Raw genomic sequence first — 21,879 nt, 5'->3', positions numbered from 1 at the left:
ACAACATATCCATTACTTCATCGTATTTTTGCAGCCGATATGAGAACAAAGTCAAGAAAGAAAAATAGGATTAATGTTGTAACATTAGGATGTTCCAAAAACGTTTACGATAGTGAGGTTTTAATGGGGCAACTTAAAGCGAGTGGAAAGGATGTCGTTCACGAAGAAGAAGGTAATGTAGTGGTAATTAATACTTGTGGTTTTATTGATAATGCCAAAGAAGAATCTGTTAATACCATACTTGATTTTGTTGAGCGTAAAAATCGTGGTGAGGTCGATCAGGTATTTGTCTCTGGATGTTTGTCTGAAAGATATAAGCCAGATCTAGAAAAGGAAATACCAGATGTTGATCAATATTTTGGAACAACCGAGCTTCCATCACTTCTCAAAGCACTTGGTGCAGACTATAAACACGAGCTTATAGGAGAGCGAGTGACTACTACACCAAAAAACTACGCCTATTTTAAAATTGCCGAAGGTTGTGATAGACCATGTTCTTTTTGTGCTATTCCTTTAATGAGAGGTAAGCATAGAAGTACGCCAATTGAGAATTTGGTAATCGAGGCAGAAAAGCTAGCTGCATCGGGTGTTAAAGAGCTTATTCTAATTGCTCAAGATCTAACTTATTACGGCCTTGATTTATACAAAGAGCGCAAACTGGCAGACCTTTTACGCGCTTTGGTAAAAGTAGAAGGTATAGAGTGGATTCGCCTTCATTACGCCTTTCCTACAGGTTTTCCTATGGATGTTCTTGACGTCATGAATCAAGAACCTAAAGTTTGTTTTTATTTAGACATTCCACTTCAACACATTTCTACAAAGCTGTTGAAATCCATGCGTCGTGGTACTACTTATGAGAAGACTAATGCGTTGTTGTCACGCTTTCGCGAAAGCGTACCCAATATGGCAATTAGAACTACTTTAATAGTAGGTTATCCAGGAGAGACAGAAGAGGATTTTCAGTTGTTGAAGGATTGGGTAAAAGAACAAAGATTTGAACGACTAGGCTGTTTTACCTATTCTCATGAAGAAAATACACATGCTTATCAATTAGAGGATGATGTACCTGAAGAGGTTAAACAAGAAAGAGCCAATGAAATTATGGAAATTCAATCTCAAATTTCGTGGGAACTTAATCAAGAAAAGATAGGTCAAGTTTTTAAGGTAATGATTGATCGTAAACGAGGTAATTATTTTGTGGGTCGTACCGAGTTTGATAGTCCAGATGTTGATAATGAGGTACTCATTGAGGCTGCAGATCATTATTTGTCTGTAGGTAGTTTTGTCAATGTGAAAATTACGGCTGCTCAAGACTTTGACCTTTATGGAGAGCCTGTGTCTTCAAAATAAATCATGGAACTTAAATTTGTAACAGCTCAATCATCTGACTTTCCAGTTGTGGTCGAATTGTTACAAATAGCGGCACGTCACCTTAAAGAATCAGGTGTTGATCAATGGAGCTATTGGTTACAACCACCAGAGGATAAACTTCAATGGGTGCTAGAAGGAGTTAATGCTCCCGAGTTTACCTTAGTTTATTCTCATTCAAATCTAGTAGGGATGTACCGATTAATGAATGAGGACATTCCTTATTGGGGAAAACAAGATATTGCCGCATTCTATATTCATTCGTTGGTGATTCATCCAGATTATACGGGAAATCGTATAGGTGTTAAATTGATGAAAGCTATAGAAAAAAAGGCTGCTAGTCATAGAATAGGTATACTTAGGTTGGATTGTCTAGCAAACAATGAAAAATTATGTTCTTATTATAAAGGTATGGGATTTAAGCCAGTAGGAACAGTCCATATGCCACATTCTACTAATCAATTGTTTGAAAAACACCTTTAATTGCCTTTACAATAAAAATCATGAACTTTTTCCTGTTCACAATATTTTAAACGGTTAAGAACTTTAGAGCCGATTGTTTTATTTTGAGTAAAGAATTTAATTAATCTGAAAATTGAAGTCTCATTGAATTTCATAATGTTTTTGTTTTTTAAATACATTACAAAGTTCTATTATGATCTACCTTAATTATTGGTTATTATTTCCTGATTTCAGGTATAAAAGACCTATGATTTGATTTCAAGACTGTAGTATTTACTTGTAGTATCTGTACACAATCCATCACCTTCATACGATTCGTCCCAAAACTCAGGTTCTACGTATAGTTCAACCTCAATAGAATAGCGTCCAGGTTGTGATGGAGTGCCAAAAAGGACCAGCTCTCTTCCGTAAACTTCGTAATCCATTCCAGCAGGTAAATGATGAACAGTAAAATAGTAGTAATAGCCGTTGTCGTTAGGGTTATTATCAATTTCGGCATTCAAACTGTCTTCGTAATATGAATCTACAATGCCTGTTGAAAGTTTAGTGTCATTTAGTTGCGGTTTTGCACCCCAAATGTCGCAATCGTTTATGATGTTACACGAGACTGTAGTAATAGCTAAAATTAAAATTAACAGCAGCTTTTTCATATTCTTATTTGATATCGTGAAATGACATCAAATTTTAGACCAAACTCTAATAAATACTACCGTCTGGATTTACTAATTCACCCGAATTATTTTTCAAAATAAGAATGGAGTTTTTTAATTGCCATTTAATAGGCTGGCCTTTAATGTTTATAGAACCAGAATGCGAATTTTTTGTAATACCTTTTTCTAGTGATAAGATTACCTTACCCAATGAGTTATAAATGTCGGTTCGGTTTTTATAACTGCGATAAAAGCTTTGATCGCCATTAATGATTAGTGTGCCTTCGGAAAGTGCTATTTTATTTTCATCAACTTTTTGAGTTACAACCTCATCCTTATTTTCTACAACTAGTTCTTGTAGTTTTTCTAGACCAACCATTCTTTCTTCATAGCTTTTGTCAATCTCCATAAGGGCTTGCTCGCTTAGGTCTCTTTCTCGTTGAATTCTTTCTAACTCTTTTTTAAGTTCTTGTTCTTTTAATTTGTTTTGTATGGCTTGTGCTTTTCTTTTTTCTTCTTCAATTAATGCTAGTTTTTCTTCTTGAGTAAGTTTAAGTTGGGCAATTTGGTCTCGTTGAATTGCGGCACTGTCTTGCTTTATTTGAACCAGTTCTCTACGCATTTCTTCTTCTTTTTGTAACCTTTCTTTTTCGGTTCTGAAAGCTTCTTTTCTACTTTCTTTAATAGCGGCAATTGTTTCTTTAGTTTCTTTAATCTTTTGATCTCTTAATTCGCTTTGTTGTTGTAGTTTTTCTCTTTCTTTTCTTATAGAATCCAATCTTCTTTGCTCGATTAAGTTTTTATTTTTTATTGCCTCAATTTGCTGTTTTAGAAGTTCTTTATCGTTATTGATTTTATCTAGTCTTGCTGCTTCCAGTTCTTTTTTACGTTCTAGTTTTTCGGTTTCAACCTTTTTAAGGCGATTCATTTTTTTTGCTGCAGCAATTGAATCTAATTCGTTCTTTTTAATTCTTTGCTCTTGTAAACGCTCTTGCATTTCCTCTTGCCTTTTAAGGATAGCTGCTTTCTTTTTCTCTCTTGCAATACTTGCTCGGTCTCGTGCTGCTTGTTGTTTAAGTTCTTGTTTAGTTCTTATACTTGTTGACTCAGTAGATGTAGGGTTTGAAGCTGTTGAGGTGTTTTGGTCTATTTGGGTTGTAGGTTCTTTTATTGGTGGATTGCAAGTTCCTGCAGTTAACAACTCATCCTTTTTACTGTCTATCTTAATACATATGTCTGCTATACCGTTTTGACTTGATAAATTGAATGATTTTTCATTATTCAATTTATCACTAAAATATAGGCCTAGTTCAGTAGTTGTTCCACTTGTACGCTTGTAGGATGTGATTCTTGTAGAGATATTGTGTTCTTTCTTAAGTTTTTTGATTAACTCAAATAAGGTTACACGATCAGTACTTTTATCTATTTTATAGATTAATTCAGAAACGTTTTTTGATTCATTGCTCGCAGAATAAAGGTTGCAATGAAATAAGAAACATGATAAAAAAAGTGCCCACTTACATTTCCCTAATAATGCTTTCATGAGAGGTTGATTATAAGTGGTTAAAGTTACATAAAAAATGACAGGCTTTCCAATAGCTAATTTGTTGTAGTTGAGAAAGTTTGTCTAATAAAAATGACTTTTATCTAATAGATTTAAATCTCCGGAGTTATAAATGGTTGTTCATAAACTTTCAAATCAATAATAATCTGTTTTTCCAACTTCTTAATTAACCATAAGTTTAATCCATGTATGCTTTGTTAATAGGCTTAAAAGATTACTTTTGTTTATTCATATTTTGTACTTATGATTAATATTACATTACCAGACGGTAGTATCAAACAAATGGAGAGCGGCTCAACACCTATGGATGTCGCAATGAGTATTTCTCAAGGATTAGCGCGCAATGTTATTAGTGCTAGCTACAATGGGAAAAAAGTAGAAACAAAAACACAGCTTACCGAAGATGGAGATCTAATTCTTTACACTTTTAAAGATAAGGAAGGTAAAGAAGCCTTTTGGCATTCAACCTCACATGTTATGGCTCAGGCTATTGAAGAACTGTTTCCTGGAGTGAGTTTGACAATAGGACCAGCTATAGATAATGGATTTTACTACGATATAGACTTTAAAGAGCACAGTATTTCTGAAAGTGATATTCCAAAAATTGAGGCTAAAATGTTGGAAATCGCTCGAGGTAAACATGAGTTTGAAATGCGCAGTGTTTCAAAAGAAGATGCGCTAGATTTCTACAAAAAACAAAATAACGAGTATAAGGTAGAACTTATAGAAAACCTTGAGGATGGGACGATTACCTTTTGTGATCACGATTCATTTACTGATTTGTGTCGCGGTGGTCACATTCCTAATACGGGAATAATTAAAGCTGTTAAAGTCATGTCTATTGCTGGTGCTTACTGGCGTGGTGATGAAAATAATACACAGCTTACTAGAGTTTATGGTATTTCTTTTCCTAAACAAAAGGACCTTAAAGAATATCTAGAATTGCTTGAAGAAGCAAAAAAACGCGACCATAGAAAATTAGGTAAGGAATTACAGTTATTTACTTTTTCACAGCGAGTAGGTCAAGGTCTTCCTTTATGGTTGCCAAAAGGTGCTGCATTACGTGAGCGACTAGAGAACTTCCTAAAAGCAGCTCAAAAGAAAGCTGGTTATGAAATGGTGGTAAGTCCTCATATAGGCTCAAAAGAATTATACGTAACGTCAGGACATTATGCTAAATATGGTGAAGATAGTTTTCAACCTATTACTACACCAGCTGATGATGAAGAGTTTCTTCTTAAGCCGATGAACTGCCCTCATCATTGTGAGATTTATAAAAGTACACAATGGTCATACCGAGATTTACCAAAACGCTTTGCTGAGTTTGGGACTGTTTATCGTTATGAGCAAAGTGGTGAGCTACATGGTCTTACTCGAGTACGTGGATTTACTCAAGATGATGCTCACATCTTTTGTATGCCAGAACAACTAGATGAAGAGTTTAAAGCAGTTATAGATTTAGTATTATACGTTTTTGGTTCATTAGGATTTGAAAATTTCACCGCGCAAGTGAGTGTAAGAGATCCGCAAAAACCAGAAAAATATATAGGCGACGTTAATAACTGGGAAATTGCAGAAAACGCGATCATCAGCGCGGCACGAGATAAAGGTTTAGATTATGTCATTGAAGAAGGTGAAGCTGCTTTCTATGGCCCAAAACTTGATTTTATGGTAAAAGATGCTCTAGGTCGTAGCTGGCAGTTAGGAACTATACAAGTTGATTACAATTTGCCAGAAAGATTTGATCTGTCTTATAAAGGAGCTGACAATGAGTCACATCGACCGGTTATGATCCACCGTGCGCCGTTTGGATCAATGGAACGCTTTATCGCAATTTTACTAGAGCACACAGGTGGTAACTTCCCATTATGGCTCATGCCGGAGCAATGTACTATACTGTCTCTCAGTGAGAAATATGAAAATTATGCAAAAAAGGTAGCAGATTCTCTAGGAAATTACGAAATTCGCACTATTGTTGATAATCGTGCAGAAACCATGGGTAAAAAAATCCGTGAGGCCGAAATGAATAAAATCCCTTACATGATCATTGTTGGGGAACAAGAAGAAAAGAATGGCACTATTTCTGTACGTAAACATGGTGGAGACGATTTAGGTAGTATGGATGTTTCCGCTTTCGCGAAAGCGATACAAGAAGAAATCGATGCTACCATGAAAAAATTTGAAGTTTAATTAAAATTATATAGCCATAGCAATACGTAGACGCAGAAGCCGCGGACCGGCTCGAATTATTAAAGAAGATAAGCACGCAATTAATGAGAAAATTCGTGCAAGAAAAGTTAGATTAGTAGGTCAAGGTGAACCTAGAGTAATGGACACCCGTGACGCATTGAAAGAAGCGCGCGAGCAAGAACTAGATCTTGTTGAGATTTCTCCTAACGCAGAACCGCCAGTAGTTAAAATTCTTGACTACAAGAAATTTGTTTATGAACAAAAGAAGCGTGAAAAAGCCATGAAGGCAAACGCAAGTAAGGTGGTTATTAAGGAAATACGTTTCGGTCCTAATACAGATGATCACGATTATGAGTTCAAGAAAAAACACGCCGAGAAGTTTTTGAAAGAAGGAGCTAAATTAAAGGCCTATGTTTTCTTTAAAGGACGTTCTATAATTTATAAAGATCAAGGTGAAATATTGTTGCTTAGACTTGCTCAAGATCTTGAAGATCTAGGTAAAGTAGAACAAATGCCTAAAATGGAAGGTAAACGTATGAATATGTTTATCGCTCCTAAGAAAAAATAAGACGAACTTTTTGCTTGATCGCATTAATAATTCAAGGAAAAATAATATTTTTGCAGTCCTCTTAAAAGAGGGCTGTTTTTTTATGGTCGTTTTTTAAGTGGAAATGCGAGAAATTAAAAAAGGAAATTATGCCTAAAATGAAAACTAAATCTAGTGCAAAGAAGCGTTTTAAGCTTACTGGTACTGGAAAGATCAAAAGAAAGCACGCTTTTAAAAGTCACATCCTGACAAAGAAAAGCAAGAAAAGAAAGTTAGCTCTTACTCACGATACACTTGTGCACAAGAGTGATGAAAACAATATCAAGTTACAACTTAATCTTAAGTAAGCTGTAAACCTTGATGGTTTATTAATTAATAAAAACCCAATAGTTAGGCTTTTAAAAGTGCTGTTCAAACAGTCGCCTACTATTAAAAAATTAAAATTATGCCTAGATCAGTAAATGCTGTAGCTCGTAGAGCTCGTAGAAAAAAAGTCCTTAAGCAGGCAAAAGGTTACTTCGGACGTCGTAAAAACGTTTGGACAGTAGCAAAGAATGCGGTTGAGAAAGCAATGTCTTATTCTTACCGTGATAGAAGAAATAAAAAGAGAACTTTCCGTCGTTTATGGATCACTCGTATCAATGCAGGTGCTCGTTTACATGGAATGAGTTATTCTCAGTTTATGGGTGCTGTAAAGAAAAACGATATAGAACTTAATCGTAAAGTTCTTGCAGACCTAGCAATGAATAATCCAGAGGCTTTTAAAGCTATCGTGGAAAAAGTAAAATAAGGTGTAACCACCTCTCGCATCAATTTAAATCCCGATCTGATATAAGATCGGGATTTTTTTTATCGCGTTTTAATTTACTTGTTCTAGCGTTTTTGTGAAGATCCTTATTTATGTTCTTTTCTTCATAAATGATACACTCATTTACGCAACCTTTTAAGGAAATGTGTATCTATTCTAAAAATGCAACCATGAAAAAATTACTATCACTTTTAATTATTACACTATATTTTGTGATTTCTTGTGAGGATCAAGGAATGTTTTACAATGACTCCTCATACCCAGAACCATTTTCAGGCGATCAGTATAATGAAGTTACAGAAAATCCTTTTCTTGACGTTACTGAATTTCCAATTTCTACATTCTCAATAGATGCCGACGGTGGATCTTATTCTAATGTAAGGCGCTTTTTACAGCAGGAAGCGGTTTTGCCACCTGTTAATGCTGTGCGTACTGAAGAAATCATTAATTATTTTGATATGAATTATGATGATGATTTTTCAACCAGTCCTATTACTATAAATGGAGAGATTACAAGCTGTCCATGGACAAATGGACATAAGCTTGCTAGAATAGGTATAAAAGGAAAGGATATTGATCTTACAACCGTTGCAGGTAGTAATTATGTTTTTTTAATGGATGTCTCAGGAAGTATGTCTTCACCTGATAAACTTGGTTTGCTTAAATCTGGGTTTAAATTTTTGGTGGATGAACTCAATGATGATGATATTGTTTCAATTGTTACTTATGCTGGTGCAGATAGGGTGGTTTTAGATGGCGCTCCAGGAAGTGATAAAATAAGAATAAAACAAGCTATTGACGATTTAGGTTTTGGTGGTGGAACAGCAGGTGCAAGAGGTATCGTAACGGCTTATGAAATAGCACAATCCTATTATATAAATAATGGAAATAATAGAGTCATTCTAGGTACCGATGGTGATTTTAATATCGGAGTATCTGATCAAGAAGGTCTTATTGAACTTATTGAAGATAAAAAAGAATCAGGTGTCTTTCTAACAGCTTTAGGTGTAGGTAGAGGAAACTTAAATGAAGGAACCTTAGAGCAATTGGCTAATAAAGGAAATGGGACCTATGAATATATTGACAAAACAGAACAGTTATTGAAAGTTTTTGTTCACGAACGAAATAAATTTTTTACCGCTGCTCAGGATGTAAAAATTCAAGTAGAATTTTCTCCAACTGAAGTGCAAAGTTATCGACTTATTGGATATGCTAACAGGTTGCTACAAGATGATCAGTTTGAGGATGACGAGGAAGATGCTGGGGAAATAGGTCGCGGGCAATCCATTACCGCCTTTTATGAGATTGTACCTGCATCAACAGCAGGAAATGCTAATCAACCTAGTCTCAAGGTAAATCTAAGATATAAAGAGCCAGTTAACTCAACCAGCAATTTGCTAGTGGAAGAGCTATTAGATGCTAATCTTGATTTTACTGTGAGCTCATCACAGCAAAAATTAGGTGCTGCTGCAGCTAGTTTTGGAATGAACCTTAGAAACTCTAGCTATAAAGGCAGTTTCAATTACGGTGATATAGAACAGGTTTTACAGTCGGTACAATTGAGTGATCCGCATGGATATATTCAAGAGTTTAAAGAGCTTGTTCAACTTGCTGATAGACTTTAACGGTAAAGAATTTATATTAGGTTATCAATGAAAAAGGGATGCAAGCACAGCATCCCTTTTTTTGTACAATAATTACTACTTAATTATATTCTTAGATGATGTAAAATTATAGGATAGAGTAGGATAGAAGTGCTAATTAAACAGTAATCTCGTAATAAAGTTGTGTGAATTTTTAAGAGTTTAATAAGTTAACTAAACTTATTTCTAGAACAAATAAGCATAACTTATTTGAAATCCTGAACTGTTGTGACCGCTATTAGGGAATTTTAAACCTGCATTTGAGGTATGTCTTAAGCTATAAGTTATAATAAATTCATGCTCATCTACTTGATATTGTGTTCCAATACTCAAAACATCTGAAAAAGAAAAACCTCGTTTCAGTCTTTCGGTAGTTTGTGTGCCATACATAGGGCCTATACGAATTTGAATAAATGGTTTTATTTCAAAATCCCAGTTGTAAACTGTTTTCAGTCCTGCATGTGCTACGTATTCGTTAAATGATCTTGCCTGTGTGAATCGATCACGTCTTTCTTGAAAGTTTTCTTGATCTGGTGTAATAAAATAAAAATTAAGCAATTGATGATCTACCTGATATAGTGCCGTCTCAATTGAGGTGTGAAAGGTCCATTTGCCACTTTGCCATTGCTGCCATTCATAAAATATGTGAGCCGACTTTGTTTCATAAATATAATCGTTGCTCGTTCCAGGAAAAGATTGCTGTGTGTGCCAGCCATATCCGATACCGATTTTCCTGTTTCTAGCCGATTTTTCTGATGAAGTTTCTTGTGCTTGAACCGATATACTTACTATTGAAATAAGTAAGAAAATGAAACTATTAATTAATCTTGTAAACACCACCTAAACTTAAATTAGCATAATGAGCCACACTTAATTGAGATGTGACACTCCATTTATTCCAGTTGTAAGTGGCACCTAGATCAAATCGATAAGACTGTTTAGTTTCACCAAGAGCTACGAGGACCTCGTTAAATAAGTTCAGAAACGTACCTTCACTTCCTGTAAGTCGATAATCAATCCAACTATTTGTATAACCTACACCACTAGAAAATGTCCAATTATTATATTCCTTACTTGCAATTAATTGGACAATAACAGCATGTGAGTCAATTAAAGCACCATCAATGGTTGTAAGCGCTGTTCCTTGATTTGATTCTATAGTATAAGGGTCAAATATTAAATTAAAATCAAAAAGAGAATAATTGGCTAGAACTGCTAGCTCAAAATCACGATGTGAACCAAAGAAATATTGGCTTAGATTATGTTTAAGCCCAATACCGTATAAACTAAAATTAGATTTATCCAAGGTGATTTTTGGCGCAAATCTTACAAGCAATTCAGTTTCGGCCCATAAGCCTACGTTAGCTTGTAAAAATGGATGTCCTAGTACTTCAGATGATATGCCTTCAAAAACTTGAAGTTCATACTCTTCACCTTCCACGGTAAAATCGAAAAAGGTTCGTTGTTCTGGACCTAAGGCTGTAGGAATTTTAGCCTCTGTGCCGCCTCGTATTCTCAAATTGTTGAATTGATCGTTATTTACTGTGAAGAATTGTTTTTTCTCAGGAGCAACTAGCGCATTAGCATGTAGGCCTATGCTCGTCTTAAATTTGGGTAGTGCTTTAGCACTGTAATACCAAGCTGCTCCTGCTTGAGTAACACTGGCTTCGGCTGCTGGTTCAATATACCCATCCAGATAGACAAGTAAATCTTCTAAAACAACTTCAATATCATTTTGAGCTCGTAGTGTTTCCGCTTTCGCGAAAGCGAGAAAAACAATAACTAACGGGACATATTTTTTCATAGATTGAATTTTAAGGAATTCACCTTATTTTACGTAGGTACTATTAAAACTCCTGACAGACTTCTCTTCAATACGCCATAATAAAAACGGTAAAGAGGTTAAACCACCATAAATGAAATAAACTGCCTTACCTAGTGCCAAATATTTACCTATAAAGAAAAATGTACTTAAGAACGCCACAGCTCCTATTATAAATCCTATCGAGATGATTAGCTGATTTGTTTCGGCTTTAATCTTTTTAATAGGTGTTGATTGTTGTGTGTGGCAATGACTGCACTGTGATGCAATTGAATCACCGTATTTCATTTTGATTTCAACACGGTCTTTTCCCTTAATCTTTAAATTGAAATGGTTGCCACAACTGGTACACCTTGTGTATAAGTTCATGAAGTTCTTGGTTAACTGGTTTTCAAATATAAATAACTTATTCAAGGTTTTATAAACCTTAAAAAGCGATTACCTTTGCGCCCTTTAAAATACAGCAGTTCACAAGCATGGCTAAAATTTTCAACAACTTTACAAAATCTCCAAAAAACGATATTCTTGCGGGAATTACGGTATCGCTAGCTATGATTCCAGAGGTAGTGGCCTTTGCTTTTGTGGCTGGTATTGATCCATTAGTAGCACTTTCAGGAGCATTTATAATAGGATTAATAACCGCTTTATTTGGTGGTCGTCCTGGTTTAATATCGGGTGCTGCTGGTGCCGTTGCAGTGATATTTGTTGATCTTATTATTAAAGGTCATGAAAAGGGTATGGCCTTTGAAAATCCAGTAGAAAATATGGGTTTTTACTACCTATTTGCCACGGTAATCTTAATGGGGATTATTCAAATAGGAGCAGGTGTTTTTAAGATAGGTAAATTCGTTAGGTTAATACCACATCCAGTAATGATGGGATTTGTGAATGGTCTTGCGGTAGTGATTTTCATCGCGCAAGTAAAGATGTTTTCACATAAAAATCCAGTTGTGGGAGAAGATGGAGTTACGCGATATGTATCCACCTACATGCAAGGAACTGAATTGTGGACGATGATTGCGCTTGTGTTATTAACCATGGGAATTATATGGTTATTACCTAAACTTACTAAAAAGATACCAGCGGCATTAACCGCAATCATAGTTACAACTGCTGTTGTTGTGATAAGCGGTATGGAAGTAAGCACAGTAGGTTCCTACATAATTGAAGGTGGTGGGACAGGTTTAAAGGGTGAATTACCTACTTTTAACACTGATCTTTGGAGCAACTTACCAATCAATTTTAAAACTTTTCAATTCATCCTTCCTTATGCTTTTCTTGCCGCTGCGGTTGGTTTAATTGAATCCTTGATGACCATGAATTTAGTCGATGAACTTACCGAGACACGTGGTAGTGGTAATCGTGAATGTGTGGCGCAAGGTGCAGGTAATATTGTGAGCGGACTTTTCGGAGGAACAGGTGGTTGTGGAATGATTGGTCAAACAGTAATTAATATTAATGCCGGTGGTCGTGGTAGACTTTCTGGGGTTATGATGGCAATTACCTTGTTAACTTTTTTATTGTTTACAGATAAACTAATAGAGCAAGTTCCTATCGCAGCGTTGATAGGTGTAATGTTTATGATGGTTATTGACACCTTTGCTTGGTCAAGTTTCAGGATACTTAATAAAATTCCAAAATCTGATGCTGCTGTTCTGATAACAGTATCAGTAGTTACAGTAATTTTTGATCTTGCAATTGCTGTTTTTGTAGGTGTTATTATAAGTGCTCTTGTTTTTGCTTGGGAAAGCGCCAAAAGAATTAGAGCGAGAAAACGTATTGAAGATGATGGGACCAAGGTGTATGAAATTTGGGGCCCATTATTTTTTGGATCAGTGACTGATTTTAATAAGAAATTTGATCCTAAAAATGATCCGCAAAAAATTAAAATAGATTTTATTGAATCTAGGGTTCAGGATCATTCAGGAATTGAAGCATTACGAGAGGTCGTAAATAAATATCAAGCACAAGGAAAAGAAGTGAAGCTGACCCATTTAAGTCCTGAGTGTAAAGAATTACTCATGCGTCGTAATCCTGAATTTGATACTATTATTGAAAGCAGTGTTGAGGATCCACGGTACCATATTGCTACCGATTTATTAGATGCAGAGGTTTAAGGAAGAATATTTTAATCTTCCTCTTTAAAACTTCTCAGGTAGATTTATTTTAATTATTGATTAACACAAAATGCGTGCAATGTATGGCATTGTTGCATGGATTTTCACGTAATAATAATTTGGATAATGCTACGAGAAGTGATTTAAATCAATTGTGTTGAACTCTCATTAACATAATTTTAAGTTTTTAGACTTGAGGCTTACGTTTTAATTCATTGATTAATAAGGGCTTTTGAATTCATTTTAAATCTTGTTTAAACCAGTTATATTCTGCGTTTCAGGTTGAGATTTGCTATTTTTGGGAAAACTACGCAATCGATGGATATCAACTTTAATAAAAACGAAGATCACAATAAATTACTATTAAGTACTCTCAAAAAAAGATTCGCTCAAGTTTCATTAGGCGGTGGGCAAAAACGCATAGATAAGCTTCATGCTAAAGGTAAGCTTACTGCAAGAGAAAGAATCGATTATTTATTGGACGATCCATCCAATGCTATTGAAATAGGAGCCTTTGCTGGTGAAGGAATGTATGAGGAACATGGTGGTTGTCCTAGCGGTGGAGTAGTAGTTAAAATTGGTCATGTTCAAGGTAAACAAGTCATCGTAGTCGCAAATGACGCTACGGTTAAAGCAGGAGCCTGGTTTCCTATTACGGGTAAGAAGAATCTAAGAGCCCAAGAAATTTCGATTGAAAATAAATTACCGATTATCTATTTAGTAGATAGTGCAGGAGTGTACTTGCCTATGCAAGATGAAATATTCCCAGACAAGGAACATTTTGGTCGCATCTTTCGTAATAACGCAGTTATGAGTAGTATGGGAATCACTCAAATTGCTGCTGTTATGGGTAGCTGTGTTGCTGGTGGTGCTTACTTACCTATAATGAGTGATGAGGCTCTTATAGTTGATAAAACAGGTAGTATCTTTTTAGCAGGAAGTTATTTGGTTAAAGCAGCCATTGGAGAAAGTATCGATAATGAAACCTTAGGTGGTGCAACTACTCACTGTGAAATAAGCGGTGTGACTGATTATAAGGCTAGCGACGATAAAGATGCCTTAGATAAAATCAAGAATATTTTTGACAAAATTGGAGACTTTGAAAAGGCTGGTTTTAATAGAAAGGAATCCGTAGCGCCTTCTTTGGATCCAGAAGAGTTATTTGGTACGCTTCCGCGAAAGCGTAGTGATCAATATGATATGATGGATATCATCAATCGTATGATCGATGCCGATACATTTGAAGAATATAAATCTGGCTATGGCCAAACCATCGTAACTGGATATGCTAGAATTGATGGATGGGCAGTCGGTATAGTGGCTAACCAAAGGAAAATTGTAAAAACCAAAAAAGGTGAAATGCAATTTGGTGGTGTAATCTATAGTGATAGCGCAGATAAGGCAACCCGTTTTATTGCCAACTGTAACCAAAAGAAAATACCTTTAGTGTTCTTACAAGACGTGACTGGCTTTATGGTAGGTTCCAAGTCAGAACACGGCGGAATTATAAAAGACGGTGCTAAGATGGTAAATGCTGTTTCAAATAGTGTGGTGCCTAAATTTACTGTAGTAGTAGGAAACAGTTATGGTGCTGGTAATTATGCTATGTGCGGTAAAGCCTATGATCCTAGATTAATCGTAGCATGGCCTAGCGCAGAGCTTGCAGTAATGTCTGGAAATAGCGCTGCCAAAGTACTCATGCAAATTGAAAAAGCATCGCTAGAAAAATCGGGTGAGAAACTAAGTGAAGCAGATGAAAAAGCCTTGTTTGACAAAATCAAAAATAGATATGACGATCAGGTTTCTCCTTATTACGCAGCTGCAAGGTTATGGACTGATGCTATCATAGATCCGCGCGATACACGCAAGTGGATTTCTATGGGAATAGAAGCCGCAAATCATGCACCTATTGAAAAGGATTTTAATCTTGGGGTGATACAGACTTAATTATAATATTAATACATGATCTGTAGTTATTATCTTGATCTAAAGGTTAAATCCTACAATGACCATAAAGAGGTATTATAAAATTGCGCTATTTGCCCTTTTAGCTTTTATAGTCTACAAGGTCGCGAGTTGGTTTGTTTTTGAACCAGATCGTATAAACGCTTTTCATCTTGTACCTCATGATGCAATGTTTATCATTGAAACGCGCGAACCTATTAGTAATTTAGAAATTCTTTCTCAAAGTGAATTATGGGATCATTTGCAATCGAATGAGCAAATTGCATTGATGAGTGAGAAGTTAAACTCATTGGATTCTCTTTTTCAGTCAGAAAGAAATTTATTTAATAAAATAGGAGATAGAGATCTTATTATAAGTGCTCATAAAATCAGTTTTGATGATTACGGGTTTTTATACGTAGCCGATTTAAGGCAGTATTCAAAAATTGATTTGATTAAAAATAACATTAGCCAGTTGGTTAATGAGAATTACAGTGTTTCTAAAAGAGAATTTAAAGGACATGTAATTCAAGAAATATTGGATACAAATACAAATGAGGTTCTTAGAATAACCTTTATAGAAAATCAATTAGTAGCAAGTTATACACCTCGATTGGTTGAAAGAAGTATTACCACAAGCAAAAATCCTAAATTAAGTACCGACTTGAATTTCATAAAAGTGAAAAACGAGATTCAAGATGATGGCTTATTCAGGTTTTACTTGAATCACAATCAGCTCAGTAATTACTATGGTCTTTTTGTTAATGAATCCAGTGATATTATTGATATTCTTGAAAGAAATTTTTATTACAGCGGTTTTCAAATAGAAGAAGAAAGTGATCGATGGTTAAAAGCAACTGGTTATATAAGCGGTAATTCGACTGCACAAGCCTTTATTAAAGCATTAGACAATTCTGGAACAGGTAGCTTAGATGCCACTACTATTTTACCAAATGATACCGCGCTTTATATAAGTTTTGGGTTTGATGATTTTCAATCTCTACATCAGGATTTTATTTCAATTTTAAAGAAACAGGAAAATAAAACAGTTGAAGAATATGAAAATGGTAAAAAGAAGATAGAGGAATTTCTGGATATAGATCTAGATCGTGATATGTATTCTTGGTGGGATGATGAATTTGCTTTTGCTACATTAGATAATAGCAATAATTCTAATTATAAGAGTAACCAGGAAAGTATAATAGCTGCCATAAAATATAAGGACGAGGATGTAATGCAGGAGCGGCTACGATTTGTTCAAGAACAAATTCGTAAAAAATCTCCTGTCAAGTTCAAGACGGTTAATTATAAACAACATGCCATAAATTTTCTTGATATAAAAGGGTTTTTTAAATGGGTGTTAGGAGGAATGTTTGAACGAATTGAAAAGCCATATTATACAGTTATTGATGACTATATAGTCTTTTCTAACAGTCCAGTAACACTCAAAAGGATGATTGATGATTACGAGGGCAAAAACACATTGATTTACAGCGATTATTACATGGATTTTATTGATGAATTCAGTACCCAAAGCAACGTGTTTTTTTATATAGATACTAATAAACTAGCTCATGTAGGAAGTGAATACTTAAATAAAGAAACTCAACTATTGCTTAATAATCAACACGATTTTTACTCTCAATTTACCCAACTAGGTTTTGAGTTAAAGGCAAAGGATGATTTATTTAAAACAAAAGCAGTAATGAGATATGATCCTGATTATGATAATCAGGTGCAAGAATTAGAGCAACAAGTTTCACCAGGAATTGAGTTGGTGCGCAATGTGGTAAATCTAGATAAAGAAACAATATTTCAGCTAGACCTATTTCCTTCAGATTTTACGGCTAGTGATTATGAGCAATTCTACTCAAATGGTCAGCTTAAATTCAAAGTTCCTTTGAGTGATGGTTTACCTAACGGTAGGTATAGAGAATATTATATCACTGGTGAGTTGAAAATTTCTGGACGCTTTAGACGAGGTAAGCAAATTGGCAAATGGAAAGCCTTCTATCCTAATGGAAAACGCTTTCACCAAAAAAGCTTTTAGCCCCATTTCCTAGATTAAATAATAAATGCCGTAAAGTAAAATTTGAGGCTTACTACTTACCAGTAAACCAGCATTGAATCAAAAATGATTAAAAAAGCTTTTGGATTTTTTAGTCTATTTCATACCTAAAAATATTACTACTTTAAGAATTATAAGTAAGCTAACAACCGTTAGTTTTCTTATTTTTATCCCATGGCAAAAATGGAAGATTTTGTTTTACCCAAAATGGGTGAAAGTATAACCGAAGGAACTGTACTCAATTGGATGGTACAACCAGGAGAATCCTTTGAAGAAGGAGATATTCTTGTTGAAGTAGGTACTGATAAAGTTGATAATGAAGTACCTGCGACTGCTAGTGGTATCATGCAGGAGCATTTATTCAATTCGGGAGACGTGGTTGAAATAGGCGCAGTGATTGCTCGATTTGAGCCAGTAGAAGGAGCAGTAAGTACAACAAAAAGAACAGAAAATTCCGCACAAAAGGCAACTCAAAAAACGAGTTCTGAGAAACCAAAACAAACACCTCTCAAGCCTAAAAAGGCCGTAACCAGTTCAATTAGTAATACTCAAACCTCATTCGTCAATGTTGATAGGTTCATAAGCCCGTTAGTAGAAAGTATAGCAAGAGAGCATCACATTTCGTATGAGGAATTAGCTCGTATTCCCGGCACTGGTAAAGATAATCGTCTACGCAAGAGTGATGTAATACAATATTTGAATGAAGGCAGGCCTTATCAATTTGCACAATCAGTAACGCCAGAACCAGACCCAACGGCATATAGAATTCCCCAACTCAATTTAGACAAAGGAACTGGTCGTATTGTAGAGATGGATCGCATGCGCAGCATGATTGCAGATCACATGGTGTACAGTAAACACACTAGTCCACATGTTACTGCCTATGTTGAAGCAGATTTGACTGATGTAGTACGCTTTCGCGAAAGCGTGAAAAACGAATTCCAAGAAAAACACGGCAACAAACTGACCTTTACGCCATTATTCGTTAAAGCTGTTGCTAGCGCTATCAAAGAATTTCCAATGATTAATAGTAGTCTAGATGGCAAAAATATTATCGTAAAAGAGGAAATAAATGTTGGGATGGCAACGGCGTTACCTTCCGGTAATTTAATAGTGCCTGTAGTTAAAAATGCTGATCAGAAAACATTACCTGAACTTGCTGCCGATGTAAATCGACTTGCTGGGCTAGCTAGGGATAATAAACTAGGTGGTGACGATATAAAAGGAAGCACCTTTACAATTAGTAATGTAGGGACCTTTGGTTCCTTAATGGGAACACCCATTATCAATCAACCGGAAGTCGCAATATTGGCAACTGGGATTATTAAAAAACGTGCCGAAGTAATCACAGAAAATGGAGAAGATCGCATCGAGATTCGCAGTATGATGATGTTAAGCTTAAGTTTTGATCACCGTGTTGTTGACGGTTATTTAGGCGGTAGCTTTTTGAAAAAGGTAGCCGATAATATGGCTCTTGTTCCCGATCTTAAAGATTTATAACACTATAAAATCACTGTCTACATTGATAATGTGATGTGGACAGGTAAAACATTTAATATGAGTAATTTTATAAATGATACTCAATTTAAGGAAAACCTTAAAAAGGCCTATCGTAATCTAGTTACTGCCAAAGCAATGGCAGAGCATTACGAAGACAATTTTAAGTTGGTTTCAAAATATGTACATGCCACTAGCCGTGGTCATGAGGTGATACAAACTGCAATTGGAATGCAATTGCTACCTCAAGATTTTGCATTTCCCTACTATCGCGACGATGCCATGCTGCTGGCAATAGGTATGAAGCCTTATGATTTAATGCTACAGTTATTAGCTAAAAAAGATGATCCCTTCAGTGGTGGTCGTACCTACTACTCACACCCATCATTGAACGACGAGGACAAGCCTAAAATTCCTCATCAAAGTAGCGCAACAGGAATGCAGGCAATTCCTGCAACAGGTGTGGCAATGGGAATGTGGTACAAGGAAAGTCTTGACGAATTGAAGCAAGAAGACGATGTTAACATGCCTATCGTTGTTTGTTCACTAGGTGATGCCAGTGTAACCGAAGGTGAAATAGCGGAAGCCTGGCAAATGGCAGCCCTTAAGCAATTACCTATTTTATATCTAGTACAGGATAATGGCTGGGATATAAGTGCCAATGAAGCAGAAACACGCGCACAAAATGCTGCTCAATATGCATCAGGGTTTCATGGCTTAGAGTCGGTAAGTATTGATGGGACAGACTTTGAGGAATCATATAAAACCCTTGAAAAAGTTATTGAAACTATCAGGACAGAACGCAGACCATTTGTAGTTCATGCCAAGGTGCCATTACTTAATCATCATACAAGCGGTGTTCGCATGGAGTTTTATAGAGATGATCTTGAAGAGGCACGTAGTCGTGACCCTTATCCACGTATGCGTGAGCTTATGGGTAAATATGGATTTAGCGAGCTGGAACTGGATGAGATGGACGCTTTCGCGAAAGCAGAAGTAGAGCAATCTCTCAAAAATGCAATAGAACAACCAGACCCAGAACCAGCAGATTTGTTTACGCACGATTTTGCACCTACACCGATTACTGAGGAAAAAGGAGAACGATCGCCAAAGGGCGCAGAGAAAGTAGTCATGGTGGACTGTGCCTTGTTTGCAGTTGAAGAATTGATGCGCAAGCATCCTGAATGCTTACTTTATGGGCAAGATGTAGGAGGAAGATTAGGTGGTGTTTTTAGAGAAGCAGCTACACTAGCTCAAAAGTTTGGTGATAATCGAGTTTTTAACACTCCTATTCAAGAAGCCTTCATCGTAGGTAGTACAGTAGGAATGAGTGCGGTAGGATTAAAACCAATAGTTGAAGTTCAGTTTGCAGATTATATATGGCCAGGTTTGAATCAACTATTTACCGAGGTTTCAAGGTCATGTTACTTGAGTAATGGTAAATGGCCGGTATCAATGATTTTAAGAGTGCCTATAGGTGCCTATGGTAGCGGTGGTCCTTATCACTCATCATCTGTAGAAAGTGTTATAACCAATATACGAGGTCTTAAAATAGCATATCCTTCTAATGGTGCCGATTTAAAAGGACTGATGAAAGCAGCCTATTACGATCCTAATCCTGTTGTGATTTTTGAACACAAAGGTTTGTATTGGTCCAAAGTGCCAGGGACAAAAGGAGCAACTAGCATAGAGCCTAGCGAAGATTACGTCCTGCCATTTGGTAAAGCATGGGTTCTACAAGAAATATGGAAACAAGAGGAAGAGGAAACCTTGTCGATAATTACCTATGGAATGGGTGTTCACTGGGCTATGAATGCCACTCAAGAATTAGGAGTTCAGGATAGAGTAGAGGTGGTCGATCTACGTACTCTACATCCGTTGGACTATCAGACCGTATTTACCAGTGTAAAGAAATGCGGTAAATGTTTAATTGTAACCGAAGAACCTAGTGATAATGGGTTTTCACGAGGATTGCAAGGTCGTATTCAAGAAGAATGTTTTAAAGAGTTAGACGCACCAGTAATGCTTATAGGAAGTGAGAATATGCCTGCGATACCTTTAAATAGTACGCTAGAGCAAACCATGATTCCTAGTACTGAAAAGGTAAAGAATAAGATTGAAGAGGTATTGAATTATTAAGTGATGAAAATTCAAATTGAACGTAAGAATGATGATTTTTTGATGGAAGCAACAGGCTCCTCAGGAAATACAGTAATGATCGATCATAGTGGCGCAACTCCTGTACAAGGAGTAAGTCCAATGGAACTTGTTTTAATGGGAGTAGGTAGCTGTAGCGCAATTGATATTATTGATATTCTAAAAAAGCAACGTCAATCTATCAATAGTTACAAAGTTGAGGTGGAAGGAGATCGATTTGAATTAGATAATGCAAAACCATTTAAGTCAATCACTTGTGCTATTCATCTGGAAGGAGATATAGATGATAAAAAGGCTGCTCGTGCAGCGGCTTTAAGTTTTGAGAAATACTGTAGTGTTTCTAAAACTTTTGATACTGTAGTTGCGATTAACTATAAAGTAATTGTAAACGGCACCGAGATTGAGTAATTTTCATATTAAAAAGCCCTTAAAAAATTAATTTTTTAAGGGCTTTTATTCTAATTCCAAAAAAGTTATCTAGCTGGCTCTGGAGGAAATTGCTCCAATATTTCTTTAACCATTTCATTGGTTCGTTCTATTTTGTCTTGTGGTGTGGTCTTTAACGGCGCTGTTCCTATACCTTGCCAAATAAGTTCTTTTTTATTGGTGTCTATAAAATCTATATAAAGAACGCCTTCGGTAACTCGATTTACACTATTGCCCCATGGGCCACCCCAAAAGCCGCCCAGCCCCAGCCCCAGCCGACATTCCAACCCCAGTTGTTATATACATCAACACGCTCCTTGGCATCAGTGAAGATATTAATCATGAAATCAGGATTTTGAGATTTGGTAAATCCTTTTGCTTGCATATTCGCATCAATAGCTCTAAGAATACGTTTTTTATCAAGTTCGCTTACATCGGCTTCGTCAATACCTTGTTTGTAGTAGGCGTACGTTTGATACTTATTAAAATCTGCATTTACATCATAATCTTGAGTTACTCGTACTGTCTGACAACTAGCAGCTACTATTGTTATTAATAAAAGGGTAAAAAATCGTTTCATAGCTATTGGGTTTTGCGCTTTCGCGAAAGCGATAAC

General features: G+C 35.9%; 18 protein-coding genes and 1 pseudogene. 13 read left to right on the top strand and 6 right to left on the bottom strand.

The window, feature by feature from the left end:
• Nucleotides 1-39 precede the first annotated feature (39 nt).
• The gene (gene rimO, locus BST91_RS08355; RefSeq protein WP_085775119.1) at nucleotides 40-1,350 is read left to right on the top strand and encodes a 30S ribosomal protein S12 methylthiotransferase RimO; all 1,311 of its coding nucleotides are present in this window, start codon (nucleotides 40-42) and stop codon (nucleotides 1,348-1,350) included.
• Nucleotides 1,351-1,353: 3 nt separating this feature from the next.
• Nucleotides 1,354-1,851, top strand: coding sequence for a GNAT family N-acetyltransferase (locus BST91_RS08350; RefSeq protein WP_085775118.1), 498 nt, complete (start codon nucleotides 1,354-1,356; stop codon nucleotides 1,849-1,851).
• 224 nt (nucleotides 1,852-2,075) lie between these two features.
• Here the strand turns inward: BST91_RS08350 and BST91_RS08345 are convergent, their stop codons facing one another.
• Complete coding sequence (locus tag BST91_RS08345) at nucleotides 2,076-2,480, bottom strand: hypothetical protein (RefSeq protein ID WP_085775117.1); 405 nt, start codon at nucleotides 2,478-2,480, stop codon at nucleotides 2,076-2,078.
• Between the two features lie 46 nt (nucleotides 2,481-2,526).
• Nucleotides 2,527-4,023, bottom strand: coding sequence for a coiled-coil domain-containing protein (locus BST91_RS08340; RefSeq protein WP_085775116.1), 1,497 nt, complete (start codon nucleotides 4,021-4,023; stop codon nucleotides 2,527-2,529).
• A 264-nt stretch (nucleotides 4,024-4,287) separates the two neighbouring features.
• Between BST91_RS08340 and thrS the strand changes: the two genes are divergently transcribed.
• The 5 genes from thrS (at nucleotide 4,288) to BST91_RS08315 (ending at nucleotide 9,214) form a co-directional block, all read left to right on the top strand.
• A complete protein-coding gene (gene thrS / locus BST91_RS08335) occupies nucleotides 4,288-6,234 on the top strand; it encodes a threonine--tRNA ligase (protein WP_085775115.1) in 1,947 nt (648 codons plus the stop codon).
• A 79-nt stretch (nucleotides 6,235-6,313) separates the two neighbouring features.
• Nucleotides 6,314-6,802, top strand: coding sequence for a translation initiation factor IF-3 (infC, locus tag BST91_RS08330; RefSeq protein ID WP_105019484.1), 489 nt, complete (start codon nucleotides 6,314-6,316; stop codon nucleotides 6,800-6,802).
• A gap of 128 nt (nucleotides 6,803-6,930) precedes the next feature.
• Complete coding sequence (gene rpmI / locus BST91_RS08325) at nucleotides 6,931-7,128, top strand: 50S ribosomal protein L35 (protein WP_042277675.1); 198 nt, start codon at nucleotides 6,931-6,933, stop codon at nucleotides 7,126-7,128.
• Between the two features lie 98 nt (nucleotides 7,129-7,226).
• Nucleotides 7,227-7,571, top strand: coding sequence for a 50S ribosomal protein L20 (rplT, locus tag BST91_RS08320; RefSeq protein ID WP_042277677.1), 345 nt, complete (start codon nucleotides 7,227-7,229; stop codon nucleotides 7,569-7,571).
• A 188-nt stretch (nucleotides 7,572-7,759) separates the two neighbouring features.
• The gene (locus tag BST91_RS08315) at nucleotides 7,760-9,214 is read left to right on the top strand and encodes a vWA domain-containing protein (protein ID WP_169709771.1); all 1,455 of its coding nucleotides are present in this window, start codon (nucleotides 7,760-7,762) and stop codon (nucleotides 9,212-9,214) included.
• Nucleotides 9,215-9,418: 204 nt separating this feature from the next.
• Here the strand turns inward: BST91_RS08315 and BST91_RS08310 are convergent, their stop codons facing one another.
• Genes BST91_RS08310 through BST91_RS08300 form a run of 3 tightly spaced genes read right to left on the bottom strand, consistent with a single transcriptional unit; the run spans nucleotide 9,419 to nucleotide 11,423 of the window.
• On the bottom strand, nucleotides 9,419-10,069 hold the full coding sequence (locus BST91_RS08310; protein ID WP_060524186.1) for an acyloxyacyl hydrolase: 651 nt from the start codon (nucleotides 10,067-10,069) through the stop codon (nucleotides 9,419-9,421).
• The gene (locus BST91_RS08305) at nucleotides 10,050-11,036 is read right to left on the bottom strand and encodes a DUF6588 family protein (RefSeq protein WP_085775113.1); all 987 of its coding nucleotides are present in this window, start codon (nucleotides 11,034-11,036) and stop codon (nucleotides 10,050-10,052) included. The genes BST91_RS08310 and BST91_RS08305 overlap by 20 nt, the downstream gene beginning before the upstream one ends.
• Before the next feature lie 24 nt (nucleotides 11,037-11,060).
• Nucleotides 11,061-11,423 carry a hypothetical protein gene (locus BST91_RS08300; RefSeq protein ID WP_085775112.1) on the bottom strand — a complete coding sequence of 121 codons (363 nt, stop codon included), beginning with the start codon at nucleotides 11,421-11,423 and terminating at the stop codon, nucleotides 11,061-11,063.
• A 107-nt stretch (nucleotides 11,424-11,530) separates the two neighbouring features.
• Here BST91_RS08300 and BST91_RS08295 point away from each other — a divergent pair, with 107 nt between their 5' ends.
• The 6 genes from BST91_RS08295 to BST91_RS08270 all read left to right on the top strand — a co-directional run bounded on the left by BST91_RS08295 (nucleotide 11,531) and on the right by BST91_RS08270 (nucleotide 21,245).
• The gene (locus BST91_RS08295; RefSeq protein WP_085775111.1) at nucleotides 11,531-13,171 is read left to right on the top strand and encodes a SulP family inorganic anion transporter; all 1,641 of its coding nucleotides are present in this window, start codon (nucleotides 11,531-11,533) and stop codon (nucleotides 13,169-13,171) included.
• A gap of 318 nt (nucleotides 13,172-13,489) precedes the next feature.
• On the top strand, nucleotides 13,490-15,118 hold the full coding sequence (locus BST91_RS08290) for an acyl-CoA carboxylase subunit beta (RefSeq protein ID WP_085775110.1): 1,629 nt from the start codon (nucleotides 13,490-13,492) through the stop codon (nucleotides 15,116-15,118).
• Between the two features lie 58 nt (nucleotides 15,119-15,176).
• Nucleotides 15,177-17,165, top strand: a complete 1,989-nt coding sequence (locus tag BST91_RS08285; RefSeq protein ID WP_085775109.1) for a DUF3352 domain-containing protein — start codon at nucleotides 15,177-15,179, stop codon at nucleotides 17,163-17,165.
• Between the two features lie 201 nt (nucleotides 17,166-17,366).
• Entirely contained in the window at nucleotides 17,367-18,683 is a 1,317-nt protein-coding gene (locus BST91_RS08280) for a dihydrolipoamide acetyltransferase family protein (RefSeq protein ID WP_085775704.1), read from the top strand.
• Between the two features lie 57 nt (nucleotides 18,684-18,740).
• On the top strand, nucleotides 18,741-20,819 hold the full coding sequence (locus BST91_RS08275) for an alpha-ketoacid dehydrogenase subunit alpha/beta (RefSeq protein WP_085775108.1): 2,079 nt from the start codon (nucleotides 18,741-18,743) through the stop codon (nucleotides 20,817-20,819).
• 3 nt (nucleotides 20,820-20,822) lie between these two features.
• Entirely contained in the window at nucleotides 20,823-21,245 is a 423-nt protein-coding gene (locus BST91_RS08270; RefSeq protein WP_085775107.1) for an OsmC family protein, read from the top strand.
• Nucleotides 21,246-21,310: 65 nt separating this feature from the next.
• Here the strand turns inward: BST91_RS08270 and BST91_RS08265 are convergent.
• Nucleotides 21,311-21,843: pseudogene (locus tag BST91_RS08265) on the bottom strand (DUF4136 domain-containing protein).
• Nucleotides 21,844-21,879: the final 36 nt, after the last annotated feature.

The sequence above is a fragment of the Nonlabens tegetincola genome (genome assembly GCF_002117085.1).
Classification (GTDB): Bacteria; Bacteroidota; Bacteroidia; order Flavobacteriales; family Flavobacteriaceae; genus Nonlabens; species Nonlabens tegetincola.
The sequence above is the reverse complement of the archived record's forward strand: the minus strand, read 5'-3'. Positions and strand labels throughout refer to the sequence as shown.